Source organism: Saccharopolyspora mangrovi (genome assembly GCF_035320975.1).
Taxonomy (GTDB): domain Bacteria; phylum Actinomycetota; class Actinomycetes; order Mycobacteriales; family Pseudonocardiaceae; genus Saccharopolyspora; species Saccharopolyspora mangrovi.
The window spans coordinates 114,298-139,979 of sequence record NZ_JAWLNX010000005.1; the positions used below are offsets into that span (position 1 = coordinate 114,298).

Annotated in this window: 28 protein-coding genes; 9 read left to right on the forward strand and 19 right to left on the reverse strand. The window is 70.3% G+C overall.

The annotated features are described in order from the left end of the window. Nucleotides 1-66 precede the first annotated feature (66 nt). The 15 genes from R4I43_RS09255 to aspS all read right to left on the reverse strand — a co-directional run bounded on the left by R4I43_RS09255 (nt 67) and on the right by aspS (nt 16,033). Nucleotides 67-927, reverse strand: a complete 861-nt coding sequence (locus R4I43_RS09255; RefSeq protein ID WP_324265148.1) for a shikimate dehydrogenase — start codon at nt 925-927, stop codon at nt 67-69. Then, the gene (gene mltG, locus R4I43_RS09260) at nt 914-2,116 is read right to left on the reverse strand and encodes an endolytic transglycosylase MltG (RefSeq protein WP_324265149.1); all 1,203 of its coding nucleotides are present in this window, start codon (nt 2,114-2,116) and stop codon (nt 914-916) included. The genes R4I43_RS09255 and mltG overlap by 14 nt, the downstream gene beginning before the upstream one ends. Then, nucleotides 2,113-2,586, reverse strand: a complete 474-nt coding sequence (gene ruvX / locus R4I43_RS09265) for a Holliday junction resolvase RuvX (protein ID WP_324265150.1) — start codon at nt 2,584-2,586, stop codon at nt 2,113-2,115. Before ruvX ends, mltG begins: the two co-directional genes overlap by 4 nt. Then, nucleotides 2,583-5,258: an alanine--tRNA ligase gene (alaS, locus tag R4I43_RS09270; RefSeq protein WP_324265151.1), complete on the reverse strand. Its 2,676-nt coding sequence runs from the start codon at nt 5,256-5,258 to the stop codon at nt 2,583-2,585. Before alaS ends, ruvX begins: the two co-directional genes overlap by 4 nt. Before the next feature lie 82 nt (nt 5,259-5,340). Next, entirely contained in the window at nt 5,341-5,625 is a 285-nt protein-coding gene (locus tag R4I43_RS09275) for a hypothetical protein (RefSeq protein ID WP_324265152.1), read from the reverse strand. Next, nucleotides 5,622-6,029, reverse strand: coding sequence for a DUF948 domain-containing protein (locus R4I43_RS09280; protein ID WP_324265153.1), 408 nt, complete (start codon nt 6,027-6,029; stop codon nt 5,622-5,624). Before R4I43_RS09280 ends, R4I43_RS09275 begins: the two co-directional genes overlap by 4 nt. A gap of 195 nt (nt 6,030-6,224) precedes the next feature. Next, nucleotides 6,225-7,187, reverse strand: coding sequence for a 2-hydroxyacid dehydrogenase (locus R4I43_RS09285; protein ID WP_324265154.1), 963 nt, complete (start codon nt 7,185-7,187; stop codon nt 6,225-6,227). A 253-nt stretch (nt 7,188-7,440) separates the two neighbouring features. Further along, nucleotides 7,441-8,796 (reverse strand): replication-associated recombination protein A, encoded by a 1,356-nt coding sequence (locus tag R4I43_RS09290; protein ID WP_324265155.1) that lies wholly within the window; start codon nt 8,794-8,796, stop codon nt 7,441-7,443. A gap of 267 nt (nt 8,797-9,063) precedes the next feature. Further along, nucleotides 9,064-10,572: a SulP family inorganic anion transporter gene (locus tag R4I43_RS09295; protein WP_324265156.1), complete on the reverse strand. Its 1,509-nt coding sequence runs from the start codon at nt 10,570-10,572 to the stop codon at nt 9,064-9,066. A gap of 92 nt (nt 10,573-10,664) precedes the next feature. Continuing rightward, a complete protein-coding gene (locus tag R4I43_RS09300; RefSeq protein ID WP_324265157.1) occupies nt 10,665-11,261 on the reverse strand; it encodes a carbonic anhydrase in 597 nt (198 codons plus the stop codon). A 50-nt stretch (nt 11,262-11,311) separates the two neighbouring features. Further along, entirely contained in the window at nt 11,312-11,779 is a 468-nt protein-coding gene (locus R4I43_RS09305) for a hypothetical protein (protein ID WP_324265158.1), read from the reverse strand. 101 nt (nt 11,780-11,880) lie between these two features. After that, nucleotides 11,881-12,003: a hypothetical protein gene (locus R4I43_RS09310; RefSeq protein WP_324265159.1), complete on the reverse strand. Its 123-nt coding sequence runs from the start codon at nt 12,001-12,003 to the stop codon at nt 11,881-11,883. Nucleotides 12,004-12,033: 30 nt separating this feature from the next. Next, a complete protein-coding gene (locus tag R4I43_RS09315) occupies nt 12,034-12,756 on the reverse strand; it encodes a GNAT family N-acetyltransferase (protein ID WP_324265160.1) in 723 nt (240 codons plus the stop codon). Next, nucleotides 12,753-13,967 (reverse strand): phosphotransferase family protein, encoded by a 1,215-nt coding sequence (locus R4I43_RS09320; protein ID WP_324265161.1) that lies wholly within the window; start codon nt 13,965-13,967, stop codon nt 12,753-12,755. The genes R4I43_RS09315 and R4I43_RS09320 overlap by 4 nt, the downstream gene beginning before the upstream one ends. Before the next feature lie 263 nt (nt 13,968-14,230). Beyond that, nucleotides 14,231-16,033, reverse strand: coding sequence for an aspartate--tRNA ligase (aspS, locus tag R4I43_RS09325; protein ID WP_324265162.1), 1,803 nt, complete (start codon nt 16,031-16,033; stop codon nt 14,231-14,233). A gap of 431 nt (nt 16,034-16,464) precedes the next feature. On the opposite strand from aspS, the gene R4I43_RS09330 reads away from it, so the two are divergent. The 3 genes from R4I43_RS09330 to R4I43_RS09340 all read left to right on the forward strand — a co-directional run bounded on the left by R4I43_RS09330 (nt 16,465) and on the right by R4I43_RS09340 (nt 18,881). Further along, a complete protein-coding gene (locus R4I43_RS09330) occupies nt 16,465-17,577 on the forward strand; it encodes a hypothetical protein (RefSeq protein ID WP_324265163.1) in 1,113 nt (370 codons plus the stop codon). Nucleotides 17,578-17,991: 414 nt separating this feature from the next. Then, a complete protein-coding gene (locus R4I43_RS09335) occupies nt 17,992-18,411 on the forward strand; it encodes a hypothetical protein (RefSeq protein WP_324265164.1) in 420 nt (139 codons plus the stop codon). Further along, nucleotides 18,408-18,881 carry a hypothetical protein gene (locus tag R4I43_RS09340; protein WP_324265165.1) on the forward strand — a complete coding sequence of 158 codons (474 nt, stop codon included), beginning with the start codon at nt 18,408-18,410 and terminating at the stop codon, nt 18,879-18,881. Before R4I43_RS09335 ends, R4I43_RS09340 begins: the two co-directional genes overlap by 4 nt. 69 nt (nt 18,882-18,950) lie before the next feature. Here the strand turns inward: R4I43_RS09340 and R4I43_RS09345 are convergent, their stop codons facing one another. From R4I43_RS09345 to R4I43_RS09355, 3 genes are all read right to left on the reverse strand, one after another. Beyond that, a complete protein-coding gene (locus tag R4I43_RS09345; protein WP_324265166.1) occupies nt 18,951-20,024 on the reverse strand; it encodes an Rv2578c family radical SAM protein in 1,074 nt (357 codons plus the stop codon). A 119-nt stretch (nt 20,025-20,143) separates the two neighbouring features. After that, nucleotides 20,144-20,281 (reverse strand): hypothetical protein, encoded by a 138-nt coding sequence (locus tag R4I43_RS09350; RefSeq protein WP_324265167.1) that lies wholly within the window; start codon nt 20,279-20,281, stop codon nt 20,144-20,146. Between the two features lie 31 nt (nt 20,282-20,312). Next, nucleotides 20,313-21,467 carry a beta-ketoacyl synthase N-terminal-like domain-containing protein gene (locus R4I43_RS09355; RefSeq protein ID WP_324265168.1) on the reverse strand — a complete coding sequence of 385 codons (1,155 nt, stop codon included), beginning with the start codon at nt 21,465-21,467 and terminating at the stop codon, nt 20,313-20,315. Nucleotides 21,468-21,623: 156 nt separating this feature from the next. On the opposite strand from R4I43_RS09355, the gene R4I43_RS09360 reads away from it, so the two are divergent. Both R4I43_RS09360 and R4I43_RS09365 read left to right on the forward strand, forming a co-directional pair. Beyond that, complete coding sequence (locus R4I43_RS09360) at nt 21,624-22,178, forward strand: dihydrofolate reductase family protein (protein WP_324265169.1); 555 nt, start codon at nt 21,624-21,626, stop codon at nt 22,176-22,178. Nucleotides 22,179-22,207: 29 nt separating this feature from the next. Beyond that, nucleotides 22,208-22,786, forward strand: a complete 579-nt coding sequence (locus tag R4I43_RS09365; RefSeq protein WP_324265170.1) for a dihydrofolate reductase family protein — start codon at nt 22,208-22,210, stop codon at nt 22,784-22,786. Here R4I43_RS09365 and R4I43_RS09370 read toward each other — a convergent pair. Beyond that, nucleotides 22,768-23,508, reverse strand: coding sequence for a MerR family transcriptional regulator (locus R4I43_RS09370; RefSeq protein ID WP_324265171.1), 741 nt, complete (start codon nt 23,506-23,508; stop codon nt 22,768-22,770). The genes R4I43_RS09365 and R4I43_RS09370 overlap by 19 nt on opposite strands. 58 nt (nt 23,509-23,566) lie before the next feature. Here R4I43_RS09370 and R4I43_RS09375 point away from each other — a divergent pair, with 58 nt between their 5' ends. The 4 genes from R4I43_RS09375 (at nt 23,567) to R4I43_RS09390 (ending at nt 25,609) form a co-directional block, all read left to right on the forward strand. After that, nucleotides 23,567-24,028 carry a DUF6194 family protein gene (locus R4I43_RS09375; RefSeq protein ID WP_324265172.1) on the forward strand — a complete coding sequence of 154 codons (462 nt, stop codon included), beginning with the start codon at nt 23,567-23,569 and terminating at the stop codon, nt 24,026-24,028. Continuing rightward, nucleotides 24,025-24,267 (forward strand): hypothetical protein, encoded by a 243-nt coding sequence (locus R4I43_RS09380; protein WP_324265173.1) that lies wholly within the window; start codon nt 24,025-24,027, stop codon nt 24,265-24,267. The genes R4I43_RS09375 and R4I43_RS09380 overlap by 4 nt, the downstream gene beginning before the upstream one ends. 41 nt (nt 24,268-24,308) lie before the next feature. Then, complete coding sequence (locus R4I43_RS09385; protein ID WP_324265174.1) at nt 24,309-24,701, forward strand: DUF6157 family protein; 393 nt, start codon at nt 24,309-24,311, stop codon at nt 24,699-24,701. Between the two features lie 227 nt (nt 24,702-24,928). Beyond that, complete coding sequence (locus R4I43_RS09390; RefSeq protein WP_324265333.1) at nt 24,929-25,609, forward strand: ABC transporter substrate-binding protein; 681 nt, start codon at nt 24,929-24,931, stop codon at nt 25,607-25,609. The last annotated feature ends 73 nt before the right edge of the window (nt 25,610-25,682 follow it).

The window sequence follows — 25,682 nt, forward strand, 5'->3', positions numbered from 1 at the left end:
CCCCCGGCCGCCCCCCATTGCCCCCCTACTTTCCAATCCCCGCGCTCACGACGGGAGCTGTGTCCGTTACAGGGGAAGAGCGTGGCCGGTGGCTGCGGCCAGTGCGTCGCGCATGGCGGTGCGGGGTGCGGGCTGCCCGGTGAAGTGCTCGACCTGGCCGAAGGCCTGGTGCAGCAGCATGTCCAGCCCGGTCGCCAGCCTGCCGCCGGTCGCCCGGACGGCTTCCGCCAGCGGCGTCGGCCACGGGTGGTAGACGACGTCGAGCACGCAGGCGGCCTTCGCCAGATCCACCGCGTGCGCGTCCACCGCACCCGCCGGCAACGTGGAGACGACCACGTCGTGGCTGGTCGCGGCGTCGGCGAGGGTGATCGAGCCGAGCCGTTCGACCCGCACCGGCAGGCCGATGCGCTCAGCGGCCTCCACCGCCTCCGCCGCCCGCGCGGGTTCGCGCACGGCCAGCGTCGCCTCCGCCAGCCCGAGGTCGGCGAACGCCGCCAGCGTCGCCACCGCCGTGCCGCCCGCGCCGAGGACCAGCCCCCGGTGCCCACCGACGAAACCGCCCGCGACGCGCAGCGCTCCGACGACGCCGTCCACATCGGTGCAGTCGGCGAACCAGCCGCCGTCGGCGCGGTGGACCAGCGTGTTCGCCGCCCCGACCGCCTCGGCGCGGTCGGCGGCCTCGTCGGCGATCCGCAGCGCCGCGCGCTTGCCGGGCATCGTCACCGACAGGCCCGCCCACTCGGGGCCGAGCCCGCCGACGAACTCCACGAGCCGCTCGGCGTCCGCCTCGACGCGCTCGTAGGTCCAGTTCAGGCCCAGCGCGTCGTAGGCGGCGCCGTGCAGGACCGGGGACAGCGAGTGCTCGACCGGTTTGCCGAGCACCGCGGCCCGCCGGGCCCCGGCTTCCTGGTGATCAGAACGCGCCACGTGCCTGCGCTTCCTTGATGTAGGCGTCGTGCTGCTGCTGGTTCTCCGCGAAGCAGGACGTGCCGTCCGGGTAGCACTTCACGAAGTAGCGCCACTCGCCCGGAGCCGGCCGCTCGGCCGCCTGCAACGCCTCCTTGCTGAACGCCGAGATCGGCGTCGGCGGCAGCCCGTAGTTCAGGTAGGTGTTGTACGGGCCGGGGCGCTGCCGGTCGGCGCTGTTGGTCAGCAGCGTCGGCTTGTCCAGCGGGTAGTTGATCGTCGAGTCCAGCCCCAGCTTCATCGCGGGCTGGCCGAGCCGGTTCTCGATGACCCGGGCGACCCGGGGGAAGTCCTTGGCCAGGCCCTCGCTCTGCGTCAGCGACGCGATGATCATCAGCTCGTACGGGGAGTGCCCGCTGCCGTCGGCCAGCTTCGGCAGGCCCGCGACCTCCAGCTGCGCCGCCGACTTGGTGACCACGTCGCGCAGCACGTTCTCGGCCGACTCACCGGGCTTGACGTCGTAGACGCCCGGCATGATCAGGCCCTCCAACCGGCGCCGGGGCTCGGCCTTCGACGCATCGGCGATGGCCCACTCCGGCACGCCCAGCGACGCCAGATCAGCGGTCTCGGCGGCCTGGTGCATCTGCTCGGAGGTGGTACAAGGCGCGTTCTTGTTCGTGCAGGTCGCCTCAGCGAGCCTGGTCAGGATGCCCGGCGTGCGACCGCCGTTGGGCGCCGCCTGGTCCTCCAGCCGCATGCCGCCGCGGATGTCGACCCGGCCCACCTTCGCGTCGGCGGACAGGATGTGGCTGACCGCGGCCTTGCCGGACATCCGGTTGCGCATCAGGTAGTAACCGGGCTGGATCGAGTTGATCCGCTTGTTCTCGGCGGACGCGGCGGTGAACGCCTTCGTGCTGGCGACCACGTCCTTCTCCGACAGGGTCTTGCCGATGTCGCCGACGGTGTCACCGGAGGCGACCTCGATGACGACGCTGCCGGTGCCCTCGCCCTCGTAGTCCTCGTAGGAACCGATCTGCAGGATCTGCATGGCTCCGTAACCCACACCGCCGCCGACCAGCAGCAGCACGAACAGACCCGCCAGCGCGGTCACCCAACGGCGCCTCTTGCGGCGGCGGAAGCGATCGGGATCGTGCCGTCGCCGCCGGTGCTCCCCGGGCTCGTCCGCGAACAGTCCGAGATCGTCGGTCACGGGAGTTCCTCTCGTGTCTTGGTCCCCCGGCCGTCCAGATATGCCTGCAGAATCTCCACCGCTGCCGCCTGGTCGACCACGGCGCGCTGCTTCTTCCCCCGCACACCGCGTTTCGACAGCTTCCGGCTGGCCGTCACGGTGGTCAACCGCTCGTCGTGAAACCGCACCGGAACCGGCGCGACCTTCTCGACCAGCGCCTCCCCGTAGGCCTGCGCGATCTCCGCGGCGGAACCGTGCCTGCCCGCCAGCGTCTTCGGCAGGCCGATCACGATCTCCACCACGTCGTGCTCGGCGACGAGGTCGGCGATCTTGGCGAGATCGCTGCCGCCTTCCTCGTCCCGTCGCAACGTCTCCAACGGGGTCGCCAGCATCGGAGCGGGATCGCTCAGCGCGATCCCGACCCGAACCGCCCCGACATCGACACCGAGCCGGCGTCCCGGTCCGGGATCCGCCTGCTGGTGCCCGTTCACCCGCCAGCCACCACCTGGTCGACACCGGTGCGCAGCGCGGTGATGGCCGCGGTGATGCCGGCGGGGTTCGAACCGCCGCCCTGGGCCATGTCCGGCTTGCCGCCGCCGCGGCCGCCGACCTCGGCCGCGAAGCTGGGAACCAGCTTGCCCGCGGCGATGCCCTTGTCGCGGGCCGCGTCGTTGACGCCGACCACGAAGCTCACCTTGCCCTCGTCGGCGGAGAACAGCGCCACCACCGACGGGCGCGACGCGCCGAGCCTGCCGCGGATCTCACCGGCCAGCGCGCGCAGCGCGTTGCCGTCCACCCCGTCCGGGACCTGCTCGGCCACCACCGTCACGCCGTGCACGTCGGTGCCCTTGTCGGCGAGCTCGCCCGCCGAGTTGAGCACCTGGGAGATGCGCAGCTGCGCGAGCTCCTTCTCGGCGTTGCGCAGCCGGCTCACCACGCCCTGGATGCGGTCCGGCAGCTCCTCGGCGGGCACCTTGAACTGCTCGGCGAGCTGGTTGACCAGCAGGTGCTCCTTGCTGATGTGGCGCATGGCGTCCATGCCGACCAGCGCTTCGACGCGGTGCACGCCCGAACCCACCGAGGAGTCCGACACGAGCTTGACCACGCCGAGCCGGCCGATGCGCGGCACGTGGGTGCCACCGCAGAGCTCGCGGGAGTAGTCGCCCATGTCGACCACCCGCACCTGGTCGCCGTACTTCTCGCCGAACAGCGCCATCGCACCGAGCTCCATCGCCCGGTCCATGCTGGTGGTGTAGGCGTTGACCTCGACGTCGGTCTGCAGGTAGTCGTTGACCTCTTCCTCGACCCCGGACAGCACGTCGGCCGACACCGCCGACGGGACGGTGAAGTCGAAGCGCATCCGGCCCGGCGAGTTCAGCGAACCGGCCTGCGCGGCGCGCTTGCCGTAGGCGCTGCGCACGGCCGCGTGCACCAGGTGCGTCGCGGAGTGCGAGCGCTCGATGGCCTGGCGGCGGTGGGCGTCGACGGCGGCCTCCAGCGTGGTGTCCACGCCCAGCTCGCCCTCGAGGACCTTCGCGCGGTGCACGAACAGGCCCGGCACGCTGCGCTGCACGTCGAGGACCTCGACGGCCACGCCCGGGCCGACCAGCTTGCCGGTATCGGCGATCTGGCCACCGCCCTCGGCGTAGAACGGCGTGCGGTCCAGCACCAGCTCGATCTCGGTCCCGGCCGAGGCGTGGGAGGCGGGCTGGCCGTCGACCAGAAGACCCAGCACCCGGCTGTGCGACTGCAGGTCGGTGTAGCCGATGAACTCGGTGGTGCCGTGCTGGTCGAGCAGCGTGCGGTAGGTCGACAGGTCGCCGTGCCCGGTCTTGCGGGACTTGGCGTCCTCCTTGGCGCGGCGGCGCTGCTCGGCCATCAGGTCCCGGAAGCCCTGCTCGTCCACCGACAGCCCCTGCTCGGAAGCCATCTCCAGGGTCAGGTCGATCGGGAAGCCGTAGGTGTCGTGCAGCTGGAAGGCCTTGTCGCCCGCGAGGGTCTGGCCGCCGGACTTCTTCAGGTCGGTGACGGCCATGTCGAAGATCTTCGACCCGGCGGTCAGCGTCGACAGGAAGGCCTCTTCCTCGTTGCGCATCACCGAGTCGATGCGGTCGAACTCGGTGACCAGCTCGGGGTAGCTCGGCGACATCGCGTCGCGCACGATCTTGGCGAACTCGCCCAGCACCGGCTCCTGCACGCCCAGCAGGCGGGTGGAGCGCACGATGCGGCGCAGCAGCCGGCGCAGCACGTAGCCGCGGGCCTCGTTGCCGGGGGTGACGCCGTCGCCGATGAGCATCACGCCGGAGCGGGCGTGGTCGGCGATGACGCGGAACCGCACGTCGTCCTCGTGGGTGGCGCCGTAGCGGCGTCCGGAGAGCTCCTCGGCCTTGGCGATCACCGGGCGGACCAGGTCGGTCTCGTAGACGTTCTCCACGCCCTGCAGCAGGCAGGCCACCCGCTCGACGCCCATGCCGGTGTCGATGTTCTTGGTGGGCAGCTCGCCGATCGGCGGGTGACCGTCCTTGGGCGGCAGCTCACCCCTGATGTCCTGCATGAACACCAGGTTCCAGATCTCGATGTAGCGGTCCTCGTCGACGACCGGACCGCCCTCCTTGCCATAGGCGGGGCCGCGGTCGTAGTAGATCTCCGAGCAGGGACCGCCGGGACCGGGCACGCCCATGTCCCAGTAGTTGTCCTTGGCGTCGCGGGTCTGGATGCGCTCGGCGGGGATCCCGCAGACCTTCTGCCACAGCCCGGCGGCCTCGTCGTCCTTCTCGAAGACCGTCACCCACAGCCGGGCCGGGTCGATGCCGTAGCCGCCGTCGGCCTCCGACTTGGTGAGCAGCTCCCAGGCGTTCTCCATCGCGCCTTCTTTGAAGTAGTCGCCGAAGGAGAAGTTGCCGGCCATCTGGAAGAACGTGTTGTGCCGGGTGGTCTTGCCGACCTCGTCGATGTCACCGGTGCGCACGCACTTCTGGATGCTCGTGGCCCGCGGGTACGGGGCCGGGGCCTCGCCCAGGAAGTAGGGCTTGAACTGGACCATGCCCGCGTTGACGAACAGCAGCGTCGGGTCGTCGAGGATCAGCGACGCGCTGGGCACGACGGTGTGGCCGCGGCCCTTGAAGTGCTCGGTGAACCGGTGGTTGATCTCGTGGGTCTGCACTGGGAGTCCTTGGGATGTGGTCAGGTCACGGACACGGCTGTCGGTGTCGGCGAGCGGCCGGCGGCGCGGAGGAGCGCCTGCGTCAGCGGCCCGCCCGTCGAGCTCGCCGCTCGGCGTCGTGCTCGGCGGCTATCCGGCGGACCTGGTCCGCGTCGGCGACCACATCGTGCAGCTCGTCCTCGCGCTCCTGCATCCCGGCGCGCACGTCAGCCCCGAAGGAGCCGACGGCTCCGGCCAGCTCGCGCATGGCGCCGCCGACCTGCTCGGCCATCCCCGTGGGGGTCGCCTTCCGAGCGGTCTCGTTGACCTTGCGGGTCAGCGCGACTCCTGCTGCGATGCCCGCGCCGAACCAGAAAAGGCGCCTCACTTGCGCACCCCTTTGTTCTTGCGGCGGAAGTGCCGTCCGGTGGGTTCCTGCTTGCGCTTCCGGCGGGCCTTCAGCGCCTTGCTGACGCCGTAGGAGAACGCCGCCGTCTTCACCAACGGACCACCCAGTGTAGCCGTGAACAGCGACGACAACGCCGACACGTTGCCGCTGATGGTCTTGGCGTTGGCGGTGATGCCGTCAACGCGCTCCAGCTGCGTGTTGACGTGCGTGATCGTGGTGTTCGCGCCGGTGAAGATGGGGTCGCTGTTCTCCTGCGCCTTCTTGATCGCGGTGCTCGCCTCGTCCAAGGTCTTGCCGAGCTTGATCAGCGGCACCGCCAGCAGCAGAACCAGCAGCACGAACGCTCCGGCGACGATCAGCGCGGCGATCTGCGTGGGCGTCACGTGCCCTCCCGTATGTCCACGTCATGTCCTGGTCGAACCCGGGAACGCGGCCCGGTTCGTTGATCGTGCGCCAGGTTACCGGTGCATCCGCCGACCACAAGCACCCGGTCCGCCGGGTCGAACCGCAGGTGCGGGGGTTTTCGGCGGCTCCCGGAACGGCCTCGTCGGGGAGGTATCGATGCGGTGACCGGTTGATCACGCGGTGACCGGGGTCAGCGGCGGCTGACCGGTCAGGACGGCGGCGACGTTGCGCGCGGCGAGCTCGGCCATCGCGGTGCGGGTCTCGGTGGTCGCCGAGCCCAGGTGCGGGGCGATCGCGACGTTGTCGAGCTCCAGCAGCCCGGGGTCGACCTCGGGCTCGTGCTCGAAGACGTCCAGCGCGGCACCGCCAATGCGGCCCTCCTGCAGCGCCCTGGCCAGGGCTTTCTCGTCGATGACCGGGCCGCGGCTGGTGTTGACCACGATCGCGGTCGGCTTCATCTGCGCCAGCGCGGCGTCGTCGATGAGGTGGTGCGTCTGGTCGGTCAGCGGGCAGTGCAGGGAGATGACGTCGGCGGTGCGCAGCAGCTCGTCCTGGCTGAGGTAGCGGGCGTCGAGCTCGGACTCGATCTCCTGCGCCGCGCGGCGGCGGCCGGTGTAGGCGATGTGCATGCCGAAGGCGCGGGCGCGGCGAGCCACGGCCTGGCCGATGCCGCCGAGCCCGACCACGCCCAGCGTCTTGCCCTGCAGCCCGGTGCCGAGCATGAAGCCGAGGTGGAAGTTCCAGGGCGTGCGCGAGCGCAGCAGCCGCTCGCCCTCGCCGAGGCGGCGGGTGACCGACAGCAGCAGGCCGAAGGCCAGGTCGGCGGTGGCGTCGGTGAGCACGCCGGGCGTGTTGGTGACGGTGACGCCGCGCCCGGTGACGGCGGGGACGTCGACGTTGTCGTAGCCGACGGCCACGTTCGCCACGACCTCGAGCTGGTCACCCGCGGCGTCGACGAGGTCGGCGTCGATGCGGTCGTGCAGCATCGCGACCACGCCGTCGGCGCCCCGGACGGCCTCGCGCAGCTCGTCGGGGGTCAGCGGGCGGTCCTGATCGCAGACCCGCACCTCGGCGACCTCGTGCAGCACGGCAACCGCCGCTTCCGGAACCGCCCTGGTGACCACGACCCTGCTCACATCGACCTCCCGCGTTGGACTTCCCAGCGCAACGTATCCCCCGGCGATGTCGAGCCGCACCCGAGCCCCGCGCACCCCCGCCGCCCAGCGGACTCGAATTTCGCGCGAAGTTCGAAGGCCGAAGTTCCCCCTCGAATTTCGCGCGAAATTCGAAAGCCCCCTGACCAGGGAAAACGCGCCTGCGGGCGTGGGGTGATTCGAATTTCGCGCGAAGTTCGAAGGCGGTCCCGGGGCCGCACGTGGCGCGTCCTGGCTAGTCCTCGTCCCGGATGATGCTGCGCAGCTTCGGAACCCGGTCGTGCAGCGCGCGCTCGGCGCCGCGCGGCGTGGGGTTGTAGTAGTCGCGCCCGATCAGCGGTTCCGGCGGGTACTGCTGGGCGAGCACGCCCTCGGGCTTGTCGTGCGGGTAGCGGTAGCCCTTGGCGTTGCCGAGCTTCTGCGCTCCCGCGTAGTGCCCGTCGCGCAGGTGCGGCGGGACGGGACCGCCCTTGCCTGCGCGCACGTCGCCCATCGCCTCGTTGATGGCGGCGATGACCGCGTTGGACTTCGGCGCGGTGGCCAGGTGGATGGTGGCCTGCGCCAGCGCGAGCCGCCCTTCGGGCATGCCGATGAGCTGCACCGCCTGCGCGGCGGCGACCGCGGTCTGCAGCGCGGTCGGATCGGCCATGCCGATGTCCTCGCTGGCGTGCACGACCAGGCGGCGGGCGATGAACCGCGGGTCCTCGCCGGCCTCGACCATCCGCGCCAGGTAGTGCAGCGCGGCGTCGACGTCGGAGCCGCGGATGGACTTGATGAACGCGCTGGTGATGTCGTAGTGCTGGTCGCCGCCCCGGTCGTAGAGCACCGCCGCTCGGTCCACGGTGGATTCGACGGTGGCGAGGTCGATCTCGTCGGCGCCGTTGGACACCGCCGACTCGGCGGCGGCCTCCAGCGCGGTCAGCGCCCGCCGCGCGTCGCCCTCGGCCAGCGCGACCAGGTGGTCCTCGGCGTCGGCGGCCATCGCGATCCGGCCGCCCAGACCGCGTTCCTCGGTGACGGCCCGGCGCAGCAGCGAGCGGATGTCCTCGTCCTCCAGGCTGCGCAGCTGCAGCACCAGCGACCGCGACAGCAGCGGCGCCACCACGGAGAAGTACGGGTTCTCGGTGGTCGCGGCCACCAGCAACACGGTCCGGTCCTCGACCGCGCCGAGCAGCGCGTCCTGCTGGGTCTTGGAGAAGCGGTGCACCTCGTCGATGAACAGCACGGTCGCCTCGCCGGAACGGCCGAGGCGGCGGCGGGCCTCCTCGATGACGGCCCGGACCTCCTTCACCCCCGACGACAGCGCCGACAGCGCGGCGAACCGGCGCCCGGTCGCCTTCGACACGAGGTTCGCGAGGGTGGTCTTGCCCGTGCCCGGTGGCCCGTAGAGCAGCACCGATGCGGGAGCCGCCCCCTCCACCAGCCGCCGCAGAGGCGCGCCGGCGACCAGCAGGTGCTGCTGCCCGACGACCTCATCGAGCGTCCGAGGGCGCATCCGCACCGCCAGCGGCGCGTTCTCGGCCAGCTTCTCCTCGGCCTTCTCCTCGGTCTCAGCCCCGAAAAGCCCCTCGTCGAACAACCCGTCACTCACACCCGAAACGCTACCCGCCACCCCCGACTCCCCCACGAACCGCACCGACCCGGACTCCCAGCACGGGCACGACGCCCCCAACACCCCGGCCCGCACGGGGCGACCGGATTACCGGCGTAATCGGACGCCGGATTACGGCGGTATTCGGGCCACCCCGGCTACGTCCGTGGTCGAACTCCGGATCACGGCCGTGACCGGAACCGGATTACCGCCGTAATCGGAGACCCGATTACGGCGGTAATCCTGGTTGGGCAGGTGAGGCGCTCGTCAGCCGACCTTGGCGGGCATGGCGACCTCGACGCTGCCGTTGTTGCGGCGGTGTTCGGCGACCCAGTTCTCGACCGCCTGGTGGCAGGCGCGGTCCAGGTGGCGGACCGTGCTCAGGTCGAGGTGGACGTGCTTGCCGGTGGGCAGCTTCTCCAGGTGGTCGAGCAGCCGCGGCAGGCGCAGGAACGTGGCGTTGCCGCCGAGCTCGACGTGAACCCGGTCCTCCTCGTGCTCGGCGTTGACCGACAGCCGGGAGACCTCGATCGCGGTCTTGACCACGGCGACGGCCAGACCGGTCAGGGTGCCGATGAGCAGGTCGGTGGCCACGATCGTCACCGCGGTCAGCACCAGCACGAACGCCTCGGAGCGGTGCTCGCGCACCAGCTTGGCGACGGCCTTGAGCTCCAGCAGCTTCCACCCGGCCTGGATCAGCAGCGCGGCCAGCACGGCGGTCGGGATGAACGCCAGCAGACCGGGCAGCAGCACCACGAACAGCAGCAGCCAGAAGCCGTGCAGCACGCGGGAGAGCTTGGTCTTCGCACCCGCCTGCACGTTCGCGGAGCTGCGGACGATCACCGCGGTCATCGGCAGCGCGCCGAAGACACCGCAGACCGCGTTGCCCGCGCCCTGCGCGACGAGTTCCTTGTTGTACTGGGTCTTCGGGCCGTCGTGCATGCGGTCCACGGCGGCGGCGCTGAACAGGCTCTCCGCCGAGGCGATCAGCGCGAAGGTGAGGATCGAGCCGAGCACGGCGAGGTTGACCGCGCCGAAGTCGGTCAGCGCGGGCGGGTTCAGCGACGCCAGCAGCGAACCGACCTCGATCTTCTTCACCGGCAGCGCCAGCAGCGCGGCAGCGGCGCTGGTGAGGATGACGGCGATCAGCGCACCGGGCACCAGGTTCAGCGGTGCGGGCACGAACTTCTTCCAGGCGGTCATGATCAGCAGCGCCGTCACGGCCAGGCCGATGCCGGCGAGGCCCTGCGGCGTGGTCACCATCGCGGTGGCCAGCCCACCCAGGCCGCCGAACTTCTCCGCGGTCGTGTCGGGCTGGGCGAGCCCGCCGACCGGGTAGACCTGGCCGAGGATCAGCACCAGGCCGATGCCGGCGAGCATGCCCTGCACGACCGACGGCGAGATGGCGCGGAACCAGGTGCCCATCCGGCTCACGCCGAGCAGGATCTGCACGATGCCGGCGCCGAGCACGATGATGCCGAGCATCCCGAGCCCGTGCTGGCTCACGGCCGAGGCCACCAGCACGGTCAAACCGGCGGCGGGGCCGGAGACCTGCAGGCTGCTGCCGGGCAGCAGGCCGACGACGAGACCGCCGACGATGCCGGTGACGATGCCCAGCTCGACCGGCACGCCGGACGCGGCGGCGACGCCGACGCACAGCGGGACGGCGACCAGGAACACCACCAGCGAGGCGGCGATGTCGGCGCCGAGGGTGTTCGGCGCGTTGGGCTTTCGCCCTGTTTGCTGTTGCGACTTGTCCTCGAGTTGCGTGGTCACGATGCCCTCCAGGGCGAAAATCGGGTAGCGGGTACCGCGCCGGGCACCCTGCGCGGTGGGTGCCCGGCGTCGATTCCGCGAGTGCGGGCGCGTTAGAGCGGGAGGAAGTCCTCGTCGTCCGAGGACTGCGGCGCGACGTGCACCAGGCCGGTGTCGATCTCGTAGAACCAGCCGTGCAGCCGCAGCTGACCGGACTCGATGCGGTCCCGGATGAACGGGTACTCGCGCAGCGTGTCGAGCTGCGCGCGCAGGTGTCGCTTGCTCTCGGTGCGGACGGCGGCGTCCTCGGGGTCGGTTCCGACCAGGCCGTCGGTGCCCAGCCAGGTGCACAGCGCGGGCAGCTCGTCGAGCCCGCGGCCGGCGATGGTCAGCGCAGTCACCGCGCCGCAGTGCGAGTGGCCGCACACGACGATCTCGGGGACCCCCAGTTGCAGCACCGCGTACTCGATGGTGCCCATTTCGCTGGAGCCGGAGTCGGGCGCGTATTTCGGCACCACGTTCCCGGCAGTTCGCAGTTCGAACAAGGTGCCTGGCTCAGCCCCGGTGATGTGAGACGGAATCACTCGGGAATCTGAACATCCGATGAACAGAGCGGAAGGCTTCTGTCCGGCGGCCAGCTGGGCTCGCTGGTCCGCGGAAAGCAGGTCGGGGTGACGACGTGCGTGACGCACGAAGTTCTCGAAGCTCATTGTGGTATCTCCGGGTCGGATCGGCTCGGAAGAGTTGAAGACCGAACCGATCAGTGCCGCATGACCTGCAGCGTCGCAGGAGAATGTCTGAGCCTGCTGTGTGCGTGGTATGTATCAGTCCCACCATTCGGGAACCGGGCGGTGTGCACGAGGATTTCGAAATCCCCGGCCGTCCACCTCGATTCGCCGCGCAGCGGGTCGCGATCCTGTTCGTGCCGAGCCTGGGTGCGCCGGTGCGTGGCCAGTCCGGGCAGGCGCTCGCGGAGCTTCTCGCTGTCCCGCTGCTCCTTGGGATCGGGCTTGTGCTCGCTGGTCGCGCTGCAGCTGACCGGACCGGCCAGCGCCGTGTCGGTGGGGCCGAGAGCGGCGAGCACGACCGCGAAGAGCAGGAAGATCCCTGCCCTCGTGATCTGCCATGCCCTGCCGCGCACCGAATGCCTCCCGAATAAAACGAGCAGCGGATCCCCTTCCGGCGACGCCGACGGTTGCGGGGTGAAGGAGCGAAAGCGCTCGGGCACAACGATATCGGAAGACCCACGTCCACGCGCAAGTCACGGATCGGACGAATCGGCCGCAAAACAAATGAAAATTCCTTAATGCGGCAACTTCACTCGCCAAATCACCCGGTCGTCGGGTGGACGACCCGCGGGACACCGCGTTCTGCAACCTCGGCCATCACGGTGCGCAGCTGAAATGTGATCTGAATAACCGCATCGAGCGACAGCTCGACGACATCGCCCATTCATCTCAGCAACACTCGCGAAACGTGAAATCACCGAACACGATAATGATATGCATGCGCACGTATGAATCCGAGCGATTCGTAGCGACTCCGCGCGACGGAGTTGTCGGTCTCCACTTGGAGGAACACCCGCCCGGCCGACGCCCATCCGGCGCCCGCGCGCACGAGCGAGGCCGCCACGCCACGTCGCCGCCACTCCGGGGCGGTGTGCATCCCGTAGACGCCGCACCAGCCGTCCGAGACGGCGAACATGCCCACTCCCACCGGAACTCCGCGGTGCACGGCGGTGGCGAACGCGACGGGCGCGGGCACGCGGTCCAGGCTCGGCTCCGGACGGCCCCCGACCCGCTCGACGGCGTCCAGCCACCGCGGCGCCGGCGAGGCGTCCAGCAGCACCTCGAAGCCCTGCGGCGGGCAGGCCTGCAGCAGCGCCTCCCGCTCGGCCCGCATGATCACCACCGGCGCGTCCGCGCGATACCCGCGCTCGGCCAGCACGCGGTCCAGCTCCGAGTGCTCTTCGAGCGGGCTGACCTGCACGATCGTGGGGTTCGAGCGCTCGGCGTAGAAGCGCTCCACCGTCTCGATCGCGGCCTCCGGGTCGGTGAGCGGGCCGAGCGGCAGGGCCGAGTTCGAGCGGCGGCGGCGCAACCGGTCGCAGTGCCGCAGCAGCCAGCCGTCGCGACGCAGCAGCGTCGAAGTCGGCCAGGTCGCCACCGCCGCGCGTTCGATCTCGAAGGTGTCGCAGGCCCTCACTCGGTGCGGAAGGCCGGGTAGGGCTGCAGGTGCAGCGCGCCCGCGCCGAAGCGGTCCACCAGCGCGTCGATCACGGTGTCGGCGAACTCGGCGACGTCGGTGAGCTCGGCGTCCTGCGCGTCGGAGCGCAGGTGCCGCCAGCGGTCCACCAGCGCCGTGCTGCGGCGCGGCGAGGGCTGGTGCAGGTCGATGGGGCGGTCGGTCTCGCCGGTGCGCGGCAGGAACCACCACGTCGACACCCACACCCACAGCAGCTGGGCGTTGAACAGCCTGGGCAGCAGCACCTCGTCGGAGTCCAGCTCGGGCCACACCTCGGCGATCTCCGAACGCCAGGTCGCGAGCATGCTCTGCGCCAGGTTGTCCGGTAACGCGTAGGAGCACCACGAGGACGGGAACGGGTACTGCAGGTAGGCGGCGTCCATCGCGACGTCGCGCACGCAGCCCCACTCGAAGTCCAGGAACCGCACCCCGCTGGACCCGGTGACCAGGCTGTTCTCCGGGCAGATGTCGGACGGGCTGAACGCCTGGTACCGGCTGGAGCCCAGCTGCTCGGAGGCCGTGGTGAGCCGTTCGACCAGCTCGGGCGGGGTGTCCACGCCGAGGATCTGGCTGAGCAGCTCGGGCAGCTCGCCCACCGAGGCGACGATGTCGTCGGCGACCGGGTCGGTCCAGGACTTGGCGCCCAGCCGGCGCATCAGCGCGTCGAAGTCGGCCGAGCAGCCGGCGGTGCTGCTGTGCAAGCGCCCGAGCGCCCGCGCCCACGCGAGCAGGGCGCGCTCGGCGGCGCGCGGGTCCTCGCCGAAGAGCACGTCGGCCAGCGTCGAACCGCGGCCGAGGTCTTCGAGCACGAGCAACCGCTCGTTGACGTCGTGGGCGATGAGCTCGGGGCTGACGCGCGCCTCCGGCGGCAGCGCCGTGGTCAGCTGGCAGCTGGCCGCCTCGTGCGCGAACGGGTCGGAACGCGCTTCCGGCGGGCACTCTCCGTAGTGCTTGACGACCACGGTGCGCTGCATCTCGAACGGCGATTCGGCGATCCGCACCCGCAGCACGACCGAGCGGTCACTGCCGCCCAGGTCCTCCGCGTCGGCAAGCCGCACCGCAGCTCCGGTCCTCTTGCTCAGCACCGCTTCTGCGGTGGCGACCGTGTCGGTCGCCTCGGTGCTGGCCGGGACCCGGACCTCCGGGGGGCCGGTGGTGATCTCCACGCTCATCGTCTCCAGACACTACCCCCACAACCTGAACCTCTAGGGCCATGACCGGTCAAGTGACACCTGACCGGCCAGCCGCCGTGTGCGCTGCGTGTTCACCCCAGAACCCGAACGCGCACGACTCCCGTAGACGTTGACGGAAGCGGACTTCGCCAACGTTGCACGGGCATCAAACTCCGATGCCGGTTCGCCTCCCGCACATGAGTAAGCCCGGCCGAGCACGCGGATGATGCGCTCGGCCGGGCGGTCACTCGATGGGACCAATTTCAGCTCTGCGGCTCGCCCTTCTCGGCGTCCGCCTTCTGCTGCTTGGGCTTCGCGTCGATGCCGGCTTCCTTGCGCTGGGCGTCGGTGATCGGCGCCGGCGCGGCGGTCAGCGGGTCGAACCCGCCGCCGGACTTGGGGAAGGCGATGACGTCGCGCAGCGACTCGGCACCGGCCAGCAGCATGCAGATCCGGTCCCAGCCGAAGGCGATGCCGCCGTGCGGCGGGGCGCCGTACTTGAACGCCTCCAGCAGGAAGCCGAACTTCTCCTGCGCCTGGTCCTCGGTGATGCCCAGCAGCTCGAACACCCGCTCCTGCAGGTCCGGCCGGTGGATACGGATGGAGCCGCCGCCGATCTCGTTGCCGTTGCAGACGATGTCGTAGGCCCAGGCCAGCGCGTTCTCCGGGTCCTTCTCGAAGTTGTCGATCCACTCGGCGTTCGGCGAGGTGAACGGATGGTGCACCGCGGTCCACTTGCCGCTGCCGACGGCGACGTCGCCGGCCTCCATGTCCTCGACCGGCTCGAACATCGGCGCGTCGACGACCCACACGAACGACCAGGCGTCGTGGTCGATGAGGCCGCAGCGCTCACCGATCTCCAGCCGCGCAGCACCCAGCAGCGCCCGCGCGGACGCGCGCGAGCCCGCGCCGAAGAACACGCAGTCGCCGGGGTTGGCGCCGACGGCCTTGGCCAGGCCCTCGCGCTCGGAGTCCGACAGGTTCTTGGCGACCGGCCCGGACAGCTCACCGTTCTCGCCGATGAGCACGTAGGCCAGGCCCTTCGCGCCGCGCTGCTTGGCCCACTCCTGCCAGGCGTCGAGCTGGCGGCGCGGCTGGTCGGCGCCACCGGGCATGACCACCGCACCCACGTAGGGCGCCTGGAACACGCGGAACGGCGTGTCCTGGAAGTACTCGGTCATCTCGGTGAGCTCGAGGCCGAAGCGCAGGTCGGGCTTGTCGGTGCCGTAGCGGGCCATCGCATCGGCGTAGGTCATCCGCGGGATCGGGCGCGGGATCTCGTGGTCGACCAGCTTCCACAGGCCGGCCAGGATCTCCTCGCCGAGCTCGATGACGTCGTCCTGCTCGACGAAGCTCATCTCGATGTCGAGCTGGGTGAACTCCGGCTGCCGGTCGGCGCGGAAGTCCTCGTCGCGGTAGCAGCGGGCGATCTGGAAGTAGCGCTCCATGCCGCCGACCATCAGCAGCTGCTTGAACAGCTGCGGCGACTGCGGCAGCGCGTACCAGCTGCCCGGCTGCAGGCGGGCCGGGATCAGGAAGTCGCGGGCGCCCTCCGGGGTGGAGCGCGTCATCGTCGGCGTCTCGACCTCGACGAAGTCGCGGCCGTGCAGCGTCTCCCGCGCGATGCGGTTGATGTCGCTGCGCATCCGCATGATCCGCGCGGGCTCGCCGCGGCGCAGGTCCAGGTAGCGGTGCTTGAGGCGGATCTCCTCGCCGACCTCGAGGTGCTCGTCGAGCGGGAACGGCAGCGGGGCCGCCTCGCTGAGGACCTCCAGGTCGGTGGTGGTGATCTCGATGGCGCCGGTGGGGATCTCCGGGTTCTCGTTGCCCTCCGGGCGGACGACGACCTCACCGGTGATCTTGATGCAGAACTCGGCGCGCAGCCGGTGGGCGCGCTCGGCCATCTCGCCCTCGCGGAAGACGACCTGGGAGACGCCGGAGGCGTCGCGCAGATCGATGAAGATGACCCCGCCGTGATCGCGACGGCGCGCCACCCACCCGGCGAGGGTGACGGTCTGCCCGGCATGACCGGCGCGGAGCGATCCGGCCTCGTGCGTGCGCATCACGGGTACTCAAGCTCCTTCATTCCGCTTACGAGCGTTCGACTGCGTTGCTGCTTCCCGCGGGCTTGAGCAGGCGGGACGCAAGGTTCCAGGCTAGCCAACCTGCGCTCGGCGATCGCGGGCAGGGCGGTGGCCGCTCCCGCGATGTGAGCCGGGGCCTCGGAGGCCTCGACCTGGTGCGCCCAGCGTGCCAGTCTGGTCCACACCATTTGCGCCGATGGTGATCACAATTCTCGGTTTCCACGGGCGGGCTGCCCGTCGAGTGAACAAAGTGGGCCGTTGCATACGTGTGGAAGAGAGGAACAACAAAACACAGGCATCGCCCGAGGGCGGCTACTCCTAAAGTTGGAGTCGCCTACCGGAACTCGGTCGTTGCGCAACAGTGACCCACTGATTAGCGTAAGTTCGGAATTCGCCGGACACGAGGAGTAACGATGACCGGCCCGAAAACCGAGGCCCGCCCGACCGCCCGCCCGGCCGTTCGCGGCATGCAGCAGGGCGCCCCGCAGGCCCACCCGACTCAGCAGGCACACCCACAGGCCACGAAGCCGCAACCGACGCAGCAGGCCGGCGCGATCTCGGCCGAGCTGGCGGAACTGCTCCGAACGGGTCCGTTCGAAGCCGCTCTGCGCACCGCGATCCGGTCCAGCCGCCTGAGCTTGGAGCGCATCCAGCACCGCCTGCGCGCCAGGGGCACGCCGGTGAGCATCACCGCGCTGAGCTACTGGCAGTCCGGCCGACGCCGCCCCGAGCGCCCCGATTCGCTGCTGGCGCTGGCGCAGTTGGAGCAGGTCCTGGGCGTTCCGGAGAGCTCCCTGTCCGCGCTGCTGGGCCCGCCGCGCCCGCGCGGCCGCACCCGGCAGGCGTCCGCCGAAGCGCCGCCGCTGAGCGCGCTGTGGTCGGAGCACGAGTCGGCCGCGGAGCTGCTCACCAAGATCGACACCAACCACGACAGCAAGCTCACCCGCCTGTCGCACCACGACGTCGTGCACGTCGACCAGCGCGGTGACCTGCGAAAGATCCGCACCCGCAAGCTGGTTCGCGCCGAGACCAACAACGCCGACCGCTGGGTGATCATGTTCGACGGCGCTTCGTCGGTGGCCACGCCGCCGATCATCCGCCCGATCCGCTCGTGCCGGTTGGGCCAGGTGCTCACCGACCACGCCCGCGACCTGGTGGTCGCCGAGCTGCTGTTCGACCACGCCTTGGCGCGCGGCGAAACGCTGCTGCTGGAGTACGAGATCATCGACCCGCCGACCGGACCGAACGAGGCCGAGCACAGCTTCTGCCGCCTGTTCCGGCTGCCCGTGCGCCAGTACGTGGTGGAGCTGCAGTTCGACCCGGCGCACCCGCCCGCGGGCTGCGAGAGCTACGTCGGCGACTCGGCGATGCAGGAGAACGAGCAGCCGAAGCCGTTGCAGGTGGACCGGTTCGGGCGCGCGCACGCGGTCGCGTTGGACTTCGGGATGGGCGTCTTCGGCGTCCGCTGGAAGCCCGAGGAGCAGCGGGACGCGGGAGAGCTGGCAGCAGGCCCGGAGGCGAGTTGATCCGGTCCAGCGACGTCCCGTCACCCACCCTCCAGCACTCGCCGTAACGGAAACTCGAACAATTCAAGAAAGTGCCAAAACCGCGGATCAACCCATCTTTCCTTTCAAGAAACAATGATCCGGGCAGCCGCGGAACGCAGAAGAATTAGAAAACGCAACCACTTCAATCCGAAAGCGCTGACCGCTTCCGGAAATCGCCGAGAGGCCGAGCCGCGCACGCGGGCTCGGCCTCTTCTCTCGGCGCGGGCGGCGCACGTGGCCGGTGGGTGAACAGTCCTCAACTGGTCTACACAGGTTGGTGTCCTCGCTGGCAGGGTGAGCGGCATGAGTGCTGGTGCGCCGCGGTCGTCACGCTCTGGATCGGGCTGCTGGGCACGACCCTGTCGGTGCCGGGTTCGCTGCGATCGGACTGCGATGACCGACGCTCTACGCACCGCGGAGCGTCTTGCCGATCGACACCCTGGTGAAGCGCAATGGCCGTGGGTGTTCGCCTTCACCTCGGCCAAGGTCGCCCGCTACCAGTCCAGTGCGCTCGCGAAGTTCGGCGACCTGTCGGCGGCCCGGAGTGTCTACGCCACCGCCATCCCGTCCATGACCGCGCCCAAGCCACAGGCCCTCGCCAAGATCGAATACGCGTTGCTACTGGCTGGCACAGGCCGTCAGGACGAGGCTGCGAGGCTCGGCGGTGAGGCGTTGCGGGTCGGTAAGCAGTACGGCTCCGAGCGGATCGTTTCCAACGTGCGCACGCTTCGTTCCAAGCTGCCTGAGCGCAGTAGCGAGGTCGACGATCTCGACCACATGTTGATCAGTCTTTACGACGGGGAGCAGTGGTGACCAGGCTCGCCATTACAGGACATCGCGGACTACCCGGCGACACCGAACAGCTCATCGACGCCGCCCTCCGCGAGGAGATCGCCGACACGACCGATCTCCTCGGGGTGAGCTGCCTCGCCGATGGAGCCGACAGCCTGTTCGCGCAAGCCGTGCTCGACCACGGTGGAGAACTCGTTGTCATCGTCCCGGCGGCTCGATACCGGGACGGCCTCCCCGAGGATCACCACCCGGTTTACGACGCACTCATCACCCGCGCCTCGGACATCGTTCGGCTCGATCACGTGGAATCCACGTCGCAATCCCACATGGACGCCAGCCTCATCATGCTTGAACGAGCTGATCGGCTCATCGCGGTCTGGGATGGCAAGCCAGCTAGGGGATACGGCGGCACGGCCGACATCGTTGAGGCCGCCAAAGATCGCGAACTGCCGGTCTGCGTGATTTGGCCACCCGGCGCCCGCCGTGACTAGTACGTGGCCAAGAACCATCGTGGCGGCTGTCAGGCGGCGCGACGGACGCTGATCTCGTCGACCCCAACGTCACAGCAGTGTGAGCTGGCGTTCCCCGTCCCGGTCGGCGTCAGACTGTGGGGGATCATGCTGCTGGGCCCGGAAGTTCAGCTGTCGTTGCGTTGGCACCAGGCCATGCCGACGCTTGGCCTGCTCGACCAGATCAACGACCTGCCGCTGGTAGGACTTCGGCGCGTACGCGCCGTTGCGGTACAGCCGCTCGTAGAGAGGCAAAAGGTCCGGACGCCGAGCGCTCAGCCACTGGTGGTACCACTCGCGCGCACCCGAGCGCAGGTGCAGCACGATCGGCGTCAGGCTCACCGCGCCCGCCTCGGCGATCGCGGCCACCGTCGCGTCGATCTGCTCGGGCGAGTCGCTGAGCCCGGGCAGGATCGGCGCCATCAGCACCGAGCACCCGATTCCCGCCTCCGCGAACCGGCGCACCACGTCCAGCCGCCGCAGCGGCGACGGCGTCCCCGGCTCCACCTCCCGCCACAGGGCCTCGTCAACCGATCCGATCGACGTCGCGATCGACACCCGCGCCCGCTGCGCGGCCTGCGCGATCAGGTCCAAGTCCCGCAGGATCAAGGTCCCCTTGGTCAGGATCGAGAACGGGTTCGCCCGATCCCGCAACGCGGCGATGATCTCCGGCATCAACCGGTAGCGACCCTCCGCCCGCTGGTACGGATCGGTGTTGGTGCCCATCGCGATCGGCTCACCAGCCCAGCGCGGGCTCGCCAACTCCTTGCGCAGCAACGCAGGCGCGTTGACCTTCACCACGATCTTGCTGTCGAAGTCACGCCCCGAATCCAGGTCCAGGTACGTGTGCGTGCGCCGAGCGAAGCAGTACACGCAGGCGTGGGTGCACCCCCGGTACGGGTTCACCGTCCACTGGAACGGCACCTGCGCCTCGCCCGGTACCCGGTTGATGATCGACTTCGCCTGGATCTCGATCGCGAAGGCGTCCTCGGTCCCGGCCTCGATCGGCACCGGCTCGGGCAACTTCAACCCGGCCCGACCACTCCCGCGCACGACGGGATCGGGCAACCCGAGCGGCAACTCCCCCGCCCGACCAGCACCAACCCGCTGCTCTTCCCAACGCATGACCCGATTCGAACACAATTTCGACTCGCTGTCGAGTCGCTGCCTCCCACCTCACCCGAACGAGCGGCCTCGTGGAGCACGGCGTCCAGGCCGAGCCGAACCCCGGCTGGCGCCGAGGCTCAGGCGTCCTTGCCGGCGGGGTTCCACCGGACGTCCACCACCGTTCCGGACGCGCGCACGCCCGTCCGGTTCAGCCGCCAATCCTGGTGGACGCCCACCCCGCCGGCCACGACGAACGCCAGTCCGCCGAGCAACACCCACAAACCTCTGTTCCTCTCCGCGATCGCGCTACGCCGAGAGCACGACCACCGAGTTGTGGCCGCCCATGCCCAGCGACGATTTCACGGTGATGCCCGGCCGCACCGGGGTCAGGCCGTCGAGCAAGCGCGGATGTCCCTCAGCCCTCTTCGGCGGTGCCGGGATGACCCCGCGGTCGTGGGCCAGGGCGGTGGCCGCGATTTCGACCGCGGAAGCAGCGCCTTGGCAGTGGCCGACGAGGGGTTTGACCGAGTACAGCTCAGCTTCGGCCGGGAACAGCGAGTTGAAGATCTCCGACTCGGCGCGGTCGCACTGGGCCGTTCCCGGGCCGTGGGCGTTGAGGTAGCGCAGGTCCGACGGTGCGACCCCGGCGTTGTCCAGGGCCTCCTCGAAGCAGCGGGCGATGCCGGTCAACCCCGGGTCGATCGAGGTGACGTGGTGCGCGTCGTGCGACATCGCCCCGCCCAGGACGTCCAGGTAGGCGGTTCCGCCGCTCTGGCTCGAGAGGACCATCGCCACCGACGCCTCGCCCATCGAGAAACCCCGACTGCCCTCCTGGAACGGCCTGCACACCTCGGGCGGTTCGGCGTCGGCGAACGCGACCCCGAGGCGTTCGAAGTGCAGCACGTTCTCCGGTGTCGCGGACACGTCGGTGGCCACGAAGACGACGTCGTCGACGATTCCCGCGTCCAACCAGGCCTTCGCGGTGAGCAGGCCCGCGTTGCCGGAGGAGCACATCGCCGAGACGTTCATCGCGGGACCGTGGAAGCCGAACTCCTGCATCAGCAGCGACATCGGCGTCGACGGCATCAGCCGCAGGTAGTCGCGCGAGCCCAGGCTTCCCCCGTGCCGGAGGTAGAAGTCGCGCCACAGCTCCACTTCACCGAGCACGACCGCGTGCAGCAGACCGACCCGCCGTCCTGCGCGCCAGCCGCGTGCGCGCGCATCCGCCACCGCTTCACGAGCCGCACCCCGCATCGCCCTGCCGAACCTGCTGGGCCCATCGGACTCGTCCCCACCGGGTGGGACGGCGGCGACCCACGCCGCCCGATCACGACTCTCGCCGTAGCCGTCGACCAGCGACGCCGCGTGCTTGCCGCCCAGCAACCCGTCCCAGAGCGGTTCGACGCCCCAGCCGTACCCGGACACGACGCCGAGTCCGCGAACACCCACGCGGAGATCCATCTCCATCACCCTCGCCAATCATGATCAGCCCTGATCAGGGCACATATCCTGTCCTCCGAGCAGATCGTCGCGAGGAGCTGGTGCGCTACGCCCGAACGGTCGGAACCCGGCCTGATCGACCCGCTGACCGGGGAGAGCGCGGCTACGCTTGACGGCGTGCTGGTCTACTCGATGGGCGTTTCGGTCGACGGCTTCATCAACGACCGTCGAGGCGAGTTCGCCTGGACCGCACCGAACGAGGAGCTGTTCGCCTTCCACCTCGCGCGGACCCGCGAACTCGGCGGTTTCCTGTGCGGCCGCAGGCTTTACGAGACCATGCTGGTGTGGGAGACGGACCCGTCCATGCGCTCCGACGAGCTCGGGGCCGCCTTCGCCGACGTCTGGTCGGCGCTCCCGAAGGTCGTCTTCAGCAGCACGCTCGACGGCGTCCAGGGCAACGCCCGCCTGGCCGAGCGCTCGCTCCGCGAGGAGGCGGCCGCGATCGCCGACTCGACCGGCGAGGACGTCGCGATCGGCGGTGCCACCTTGGCGGCTGAGGCGATCGGCCTGGGCATGGTCGACGAGTTCCGGCTGTTCCGGCACCCGATCGTGGTCGGCGGGGGCACGCCCTTCCTGCCCCCGGTCGGCGACGACATCCGGCTGGAGCTGATCGAGACCACCTCGTTCCAGCCCGTGATCTACGAGCGCTACCGCCGCACCCGCGAGACCTGACCCCACCCGGACCGACGAACAGGAGCAGCGTGCGGATCGTCGTGATCAACCACCTCACCCTGGACGGCGTCATGCAAGGCCCGGGGCGCGCTGACGAGGACACCCGCGACGGGTTCGAGCTCGGCGGCTGGGCGGCCGAGCGGGGCAGCGATGAAGCCGTCGCGAGGGCGTGGGGGCAGCGGCTGTCGGCCGGCGGCGGTTACCTGCTCGGCCGACGCACCTACGAGGACGTGCTGTCCCACTGGAACTCGCGGGACAGCCCCTTCCGGGACTCCCTCAACCGCGCGCCCAAGTACGTCGCCTCGAACTCCGCGGAACCGCTCACCTGGCCGAACTCGACGTTGCTCAGCGGCGACGTCCCGGCCGCCGTCGCCGAGCTCAAGCAGTCCCCTGGTCAGGACCTCCACATCATGGGCAGCGGGGCGCTCATCACCTCGCTCGCCCCGCTCGGCCTGATCGACGAGTACCTGCTGTGCATTCACCCGGTCGTGCTGGGACGCGGGCGGAAGCTGTTCGGCGACGGTTTCGCCCCGACCGACTTCGAACTGGTCGATGCGGCCCCCACCGCCACCGGCGTCATCGTCGCCAACTACCTCCCCCGCAGCTGATCCTCGCGCGCCGACGCCTTTCGCCGCGGGTCGATGATCTCGGCCAGCAGCGCTCCCGCGCGCAGCAGGGCGAGCGCGCGTTGCGCGATGGCCTCCAGCCGGGCGTCGAGCGCGGCGAGGGAATGGCTCACGTCGCGCAGCTCGCGGATCGCGGTGATCGCCTCGCGCACCTCCGGAACCCGGTAGCCGCCGGCCCGGAGCTCGGCGGTGATGCGCGCTTCGCGGATGGCGGCGAGGCCGTAGCGGCGCGCCGTGCCTGCCCGGGTGCTGATCCGGTCGGGCGCGACCAGGCCTTCGCCCTCCCAGAACCGCAGGGCCGACGGCGCGATCCCCAGCGCCTCCGAGAGCTCCGCGATCGTCATGACGTCCGCGTCGACGGACGCGGCCTCGGTCTTCTCCTCCGCCTGGACGGATTCCAGCCCGCGGCGGGCGGCCAGCGCCCGCTCCCGCTCGCGGTGCAGGTCGGCGTGGCAGGAGACGATCAGCGCCGCTGCTTCGGCGGACGGCAGGAGGCGGATCTCGCGCATCGTCCACCGGGCGCGCACGGGTCCCACGGCTGAGGCGAGGTCGCGGTAGGCGTGGAGCGCGCGCACGTGCTCGGCGCGGAACCGCCGGTAGCCGTTGTCAGCTCGCGCGGCGGGCGGGATCACCTCCTGTCGCTCCAGGTCGCGGACCTGCTGGACCGAGTACCCGGACAACTCCGCGACGGCGGCTGTGCTCATCGACGCACCCGACTCGGTCACGAACCCTCCACAAGCACTTCAAGCGCACGCTTGAACCATGAGTATGGAACACCTGCTGACAACGGTCCGGACGTTCGACGGCGTGCTGGAACTCGCGCCCACCGCGGGTGGCGAGTTCCCCGAGATCGCCTGGGGCGACCACTTCTTCTACTACGCCCCGGACGGCCGGGTCCCCGAACGCGAGCAGCCCTACGCCACCTTCGTCACGAAGAACTACCCCGGGGACGACCGGTGCGACCTCGACGTTCCCGGCCGCTGGCGGCTGAACGTCCACGTCGGGCGCGACGTCTTCACCGAGCTGACCGGCGAAGACCCGCGATCCGGCCCGGCAGCGGGAGATCTCACCGCCACCGACGTCGTCTTCGGCCACCCCCTGTACCGGGCGCTCGGATGGGTCTCGATCATCAACCCGGCCCGCACCCACGCCCTGGCGATCGACCTCCTCCGCGGCGCGCACGAGACCGCCCGGCAGCGCGCGAACCGGCGCAGCCGCCGGTGAGCGCGGACGAACGTCCGAGCGAACCGATCCGACACGCGTCGGCGAATGATCACGGCGTTCACCGAGCCCGGCAGGGCTTCGAGAGCAACCCGCTGGTGCGCCGGATCCCGGCGATCAGCAGCGGCGCCTACGTCACCCCCGACGTGCAGACCATCACCCAGCTGCGCTTCCAGTCGGTGCTCGGCACCCCGTGGGCCCTGGACGAGCTCCGCCCCGGGCTGGAGAAGGCCGCCGGGTGAGGAACCGGGTCGCCGTCGGTGGGTCGGCGTAGCGTTCGGGTGTGGGCACGCACACGACGAACTACACGAGCACGTTCATCTCGGTGGCACCGGATTGCCCGGTGGCGCAGGCCGAGGAGCCGCCCCAGCGGGAGCGGCCCTCGGTCGCGCGCGTGCAGTTCGACATGCTGCTCGCCAACCCCTACCAGCACACCTCCGACGACGTGGTCTACGAGTCGCAAGGACGCCGGAAGGGCGTGAGCCGGGACGAGTTCTTCTCCAAGGGGCAGGCCTGCTTGCGGGCCTCACCCCTGACCAAGCGCTACGGCTGGGGCGTGCACTGCGACGCCAACGGGCGCGTCGCGCTGGTCCCGGTGGGCACGGACCGGTACCGGGAACTCGCCGGCGATGCCGAGCTCCAGCACATCGCCGCCATGCGATCCAGCCGGGGCTAGCAGAACTGTCCACAGCGGATCCGATTCGGTGATCTGGATTCCGCTTCTCGCTCAACCGGGCGCATTTTCAGCGTCCCGGCACCTCGTCCGCCGAGCCGTCGGTCACATCTGGCCGATCCTTCCGCTGCTGGCGCTGGGCGTCGTGCCGGTGGCGATGCGGCCGTGGACTGGGATGTCCGGCCCCCGGGTCCTGGGCGAAGGACAGGCTGGGCGGCGCCCAGCCGCACCTGTTCCCCACCCAGGGAGCGGTCGACGTCGAGAAGGTCGCCGAGCTGCGGCCGGACCTCATCGTGGCGGTCAACGCCCAGGTCGACGCGTCGCTGTACGAGCAGTTGTCCGCGCTGGCGCCGACGATCGTCCGGCCGGCCGGGTTCGCGGACTTCGCCACTCCCTGGCAGGACGCCACCAGGATGATCGGCACGGCCGTGGGCAAGAAGCCGGAAGCCGAGGCCCTGATCACCGCCACCCAACCCCGGGTCGATCAGGCGGCCGCGCAGCACCCGAAGTTCGCCGCGTCCACCGGAGCGGTCGTGCTGCTCAACCCGAAGGGCGGCTACTGGCCCTACGCGCGCAACGACGCGCGCGGGCAGTTCCTGACCGGGCTGGGCATCCAGCTCCCGCCCGCGCTCCAGCAGCTCGACGACGGCAAGAAGTTCCACCTCGACGTCAGCGCCGAGCGAACCGGTCAGCTCGAGTCCGACGTGCTCCTGGTCATCGACCAGGGCGGTGGGGCCGAGCGGCTGCGGGCGGACCCGCTGTTCCAGTCGCTGGAGGTGAGCAAGCGGGGTGATGTGATCACGGTTCCCCTCAACGAGACCGGGATCGCGCTCGCGCACAACACGGTGCTGAGCATCCCGCACACCCTCGACCACGTGGTGCCGGTGCTGGCCGACAAGCTCGAACGCTGACCGCAGCGGTGGGGGCCCCCCCGCCCCCCCCCGGGGGCCACCCCCGGGCCCCCCCCCCCCGCCGCCCCGGAAG

Bases quoted from the DNA above. Each gene is read 5' to 3' on its own strand.
- R4I43_RS09370 (WP_324265171.1), bottom strand. From the start codon at position 23,508: ATGAGCACAGCCGCCGTCGCGGAGTTGTCCGGGTACTCGGTCCAGCAG.
- R4I43_RS09330 (WP_324265163.1), top strand. From the start codon at position 16,465: ATGACCGGCCCGAAAACCGAGGCCCGCCCGACCGCCCGCCCGGCCGTT.
- R4I43_RS09335 (WP_324265164.1), top strand. From the start codon at position 17,992: ATGACCGACGCTCTACGCACCGCGGAGCGTCTTGCCGATCGACACCCT.
- R4I43_RS09355 (WP_324265168.1), bottom strand. From the start codon at position 21,467: ATGGATCTCCGCGTGGGTGTTCGCGGACTCGGCGTCGTGTCCGGGTAC.
- R4I43_RS09345 (WP_324265166.1), bottom strand. From the start codon at position 20,024: ATGCGTTGGGAAGAGCAGCGGGTTGGTGCTGGTCGGGCGGGGGAGTTG.
- R4I43_RS09320 (WP_324265161.1), bottom strand. From the start codon at position 13,967: ATGAGCGTGGAGATCACCACCGGCCCCCCGGAGGTCCGGGTCCCGGCC.
- R4I43_RS09310 (WP_324265159.1), bottom strand. From the start codon at position 12,003: ATGGGCGATGTCGTCGAGCTGTCGCTCGATGCGGTTATTCAGATCACA.
- R4I43_RS09300 (WP_324265157.1), bottom strand. From the start codon at position 11,261: ATGAGCTTCGAGAACTTCGTGCGTCACGCACGTCGTCACCCCGACCTG.
- R4I43_RS09375 (WP_324265172.1), top strand. From the start codon at position 23,567: ATGAGTATGGAACACCTGCTGACAACGGTCCGGACGTTCGACGGCGTG.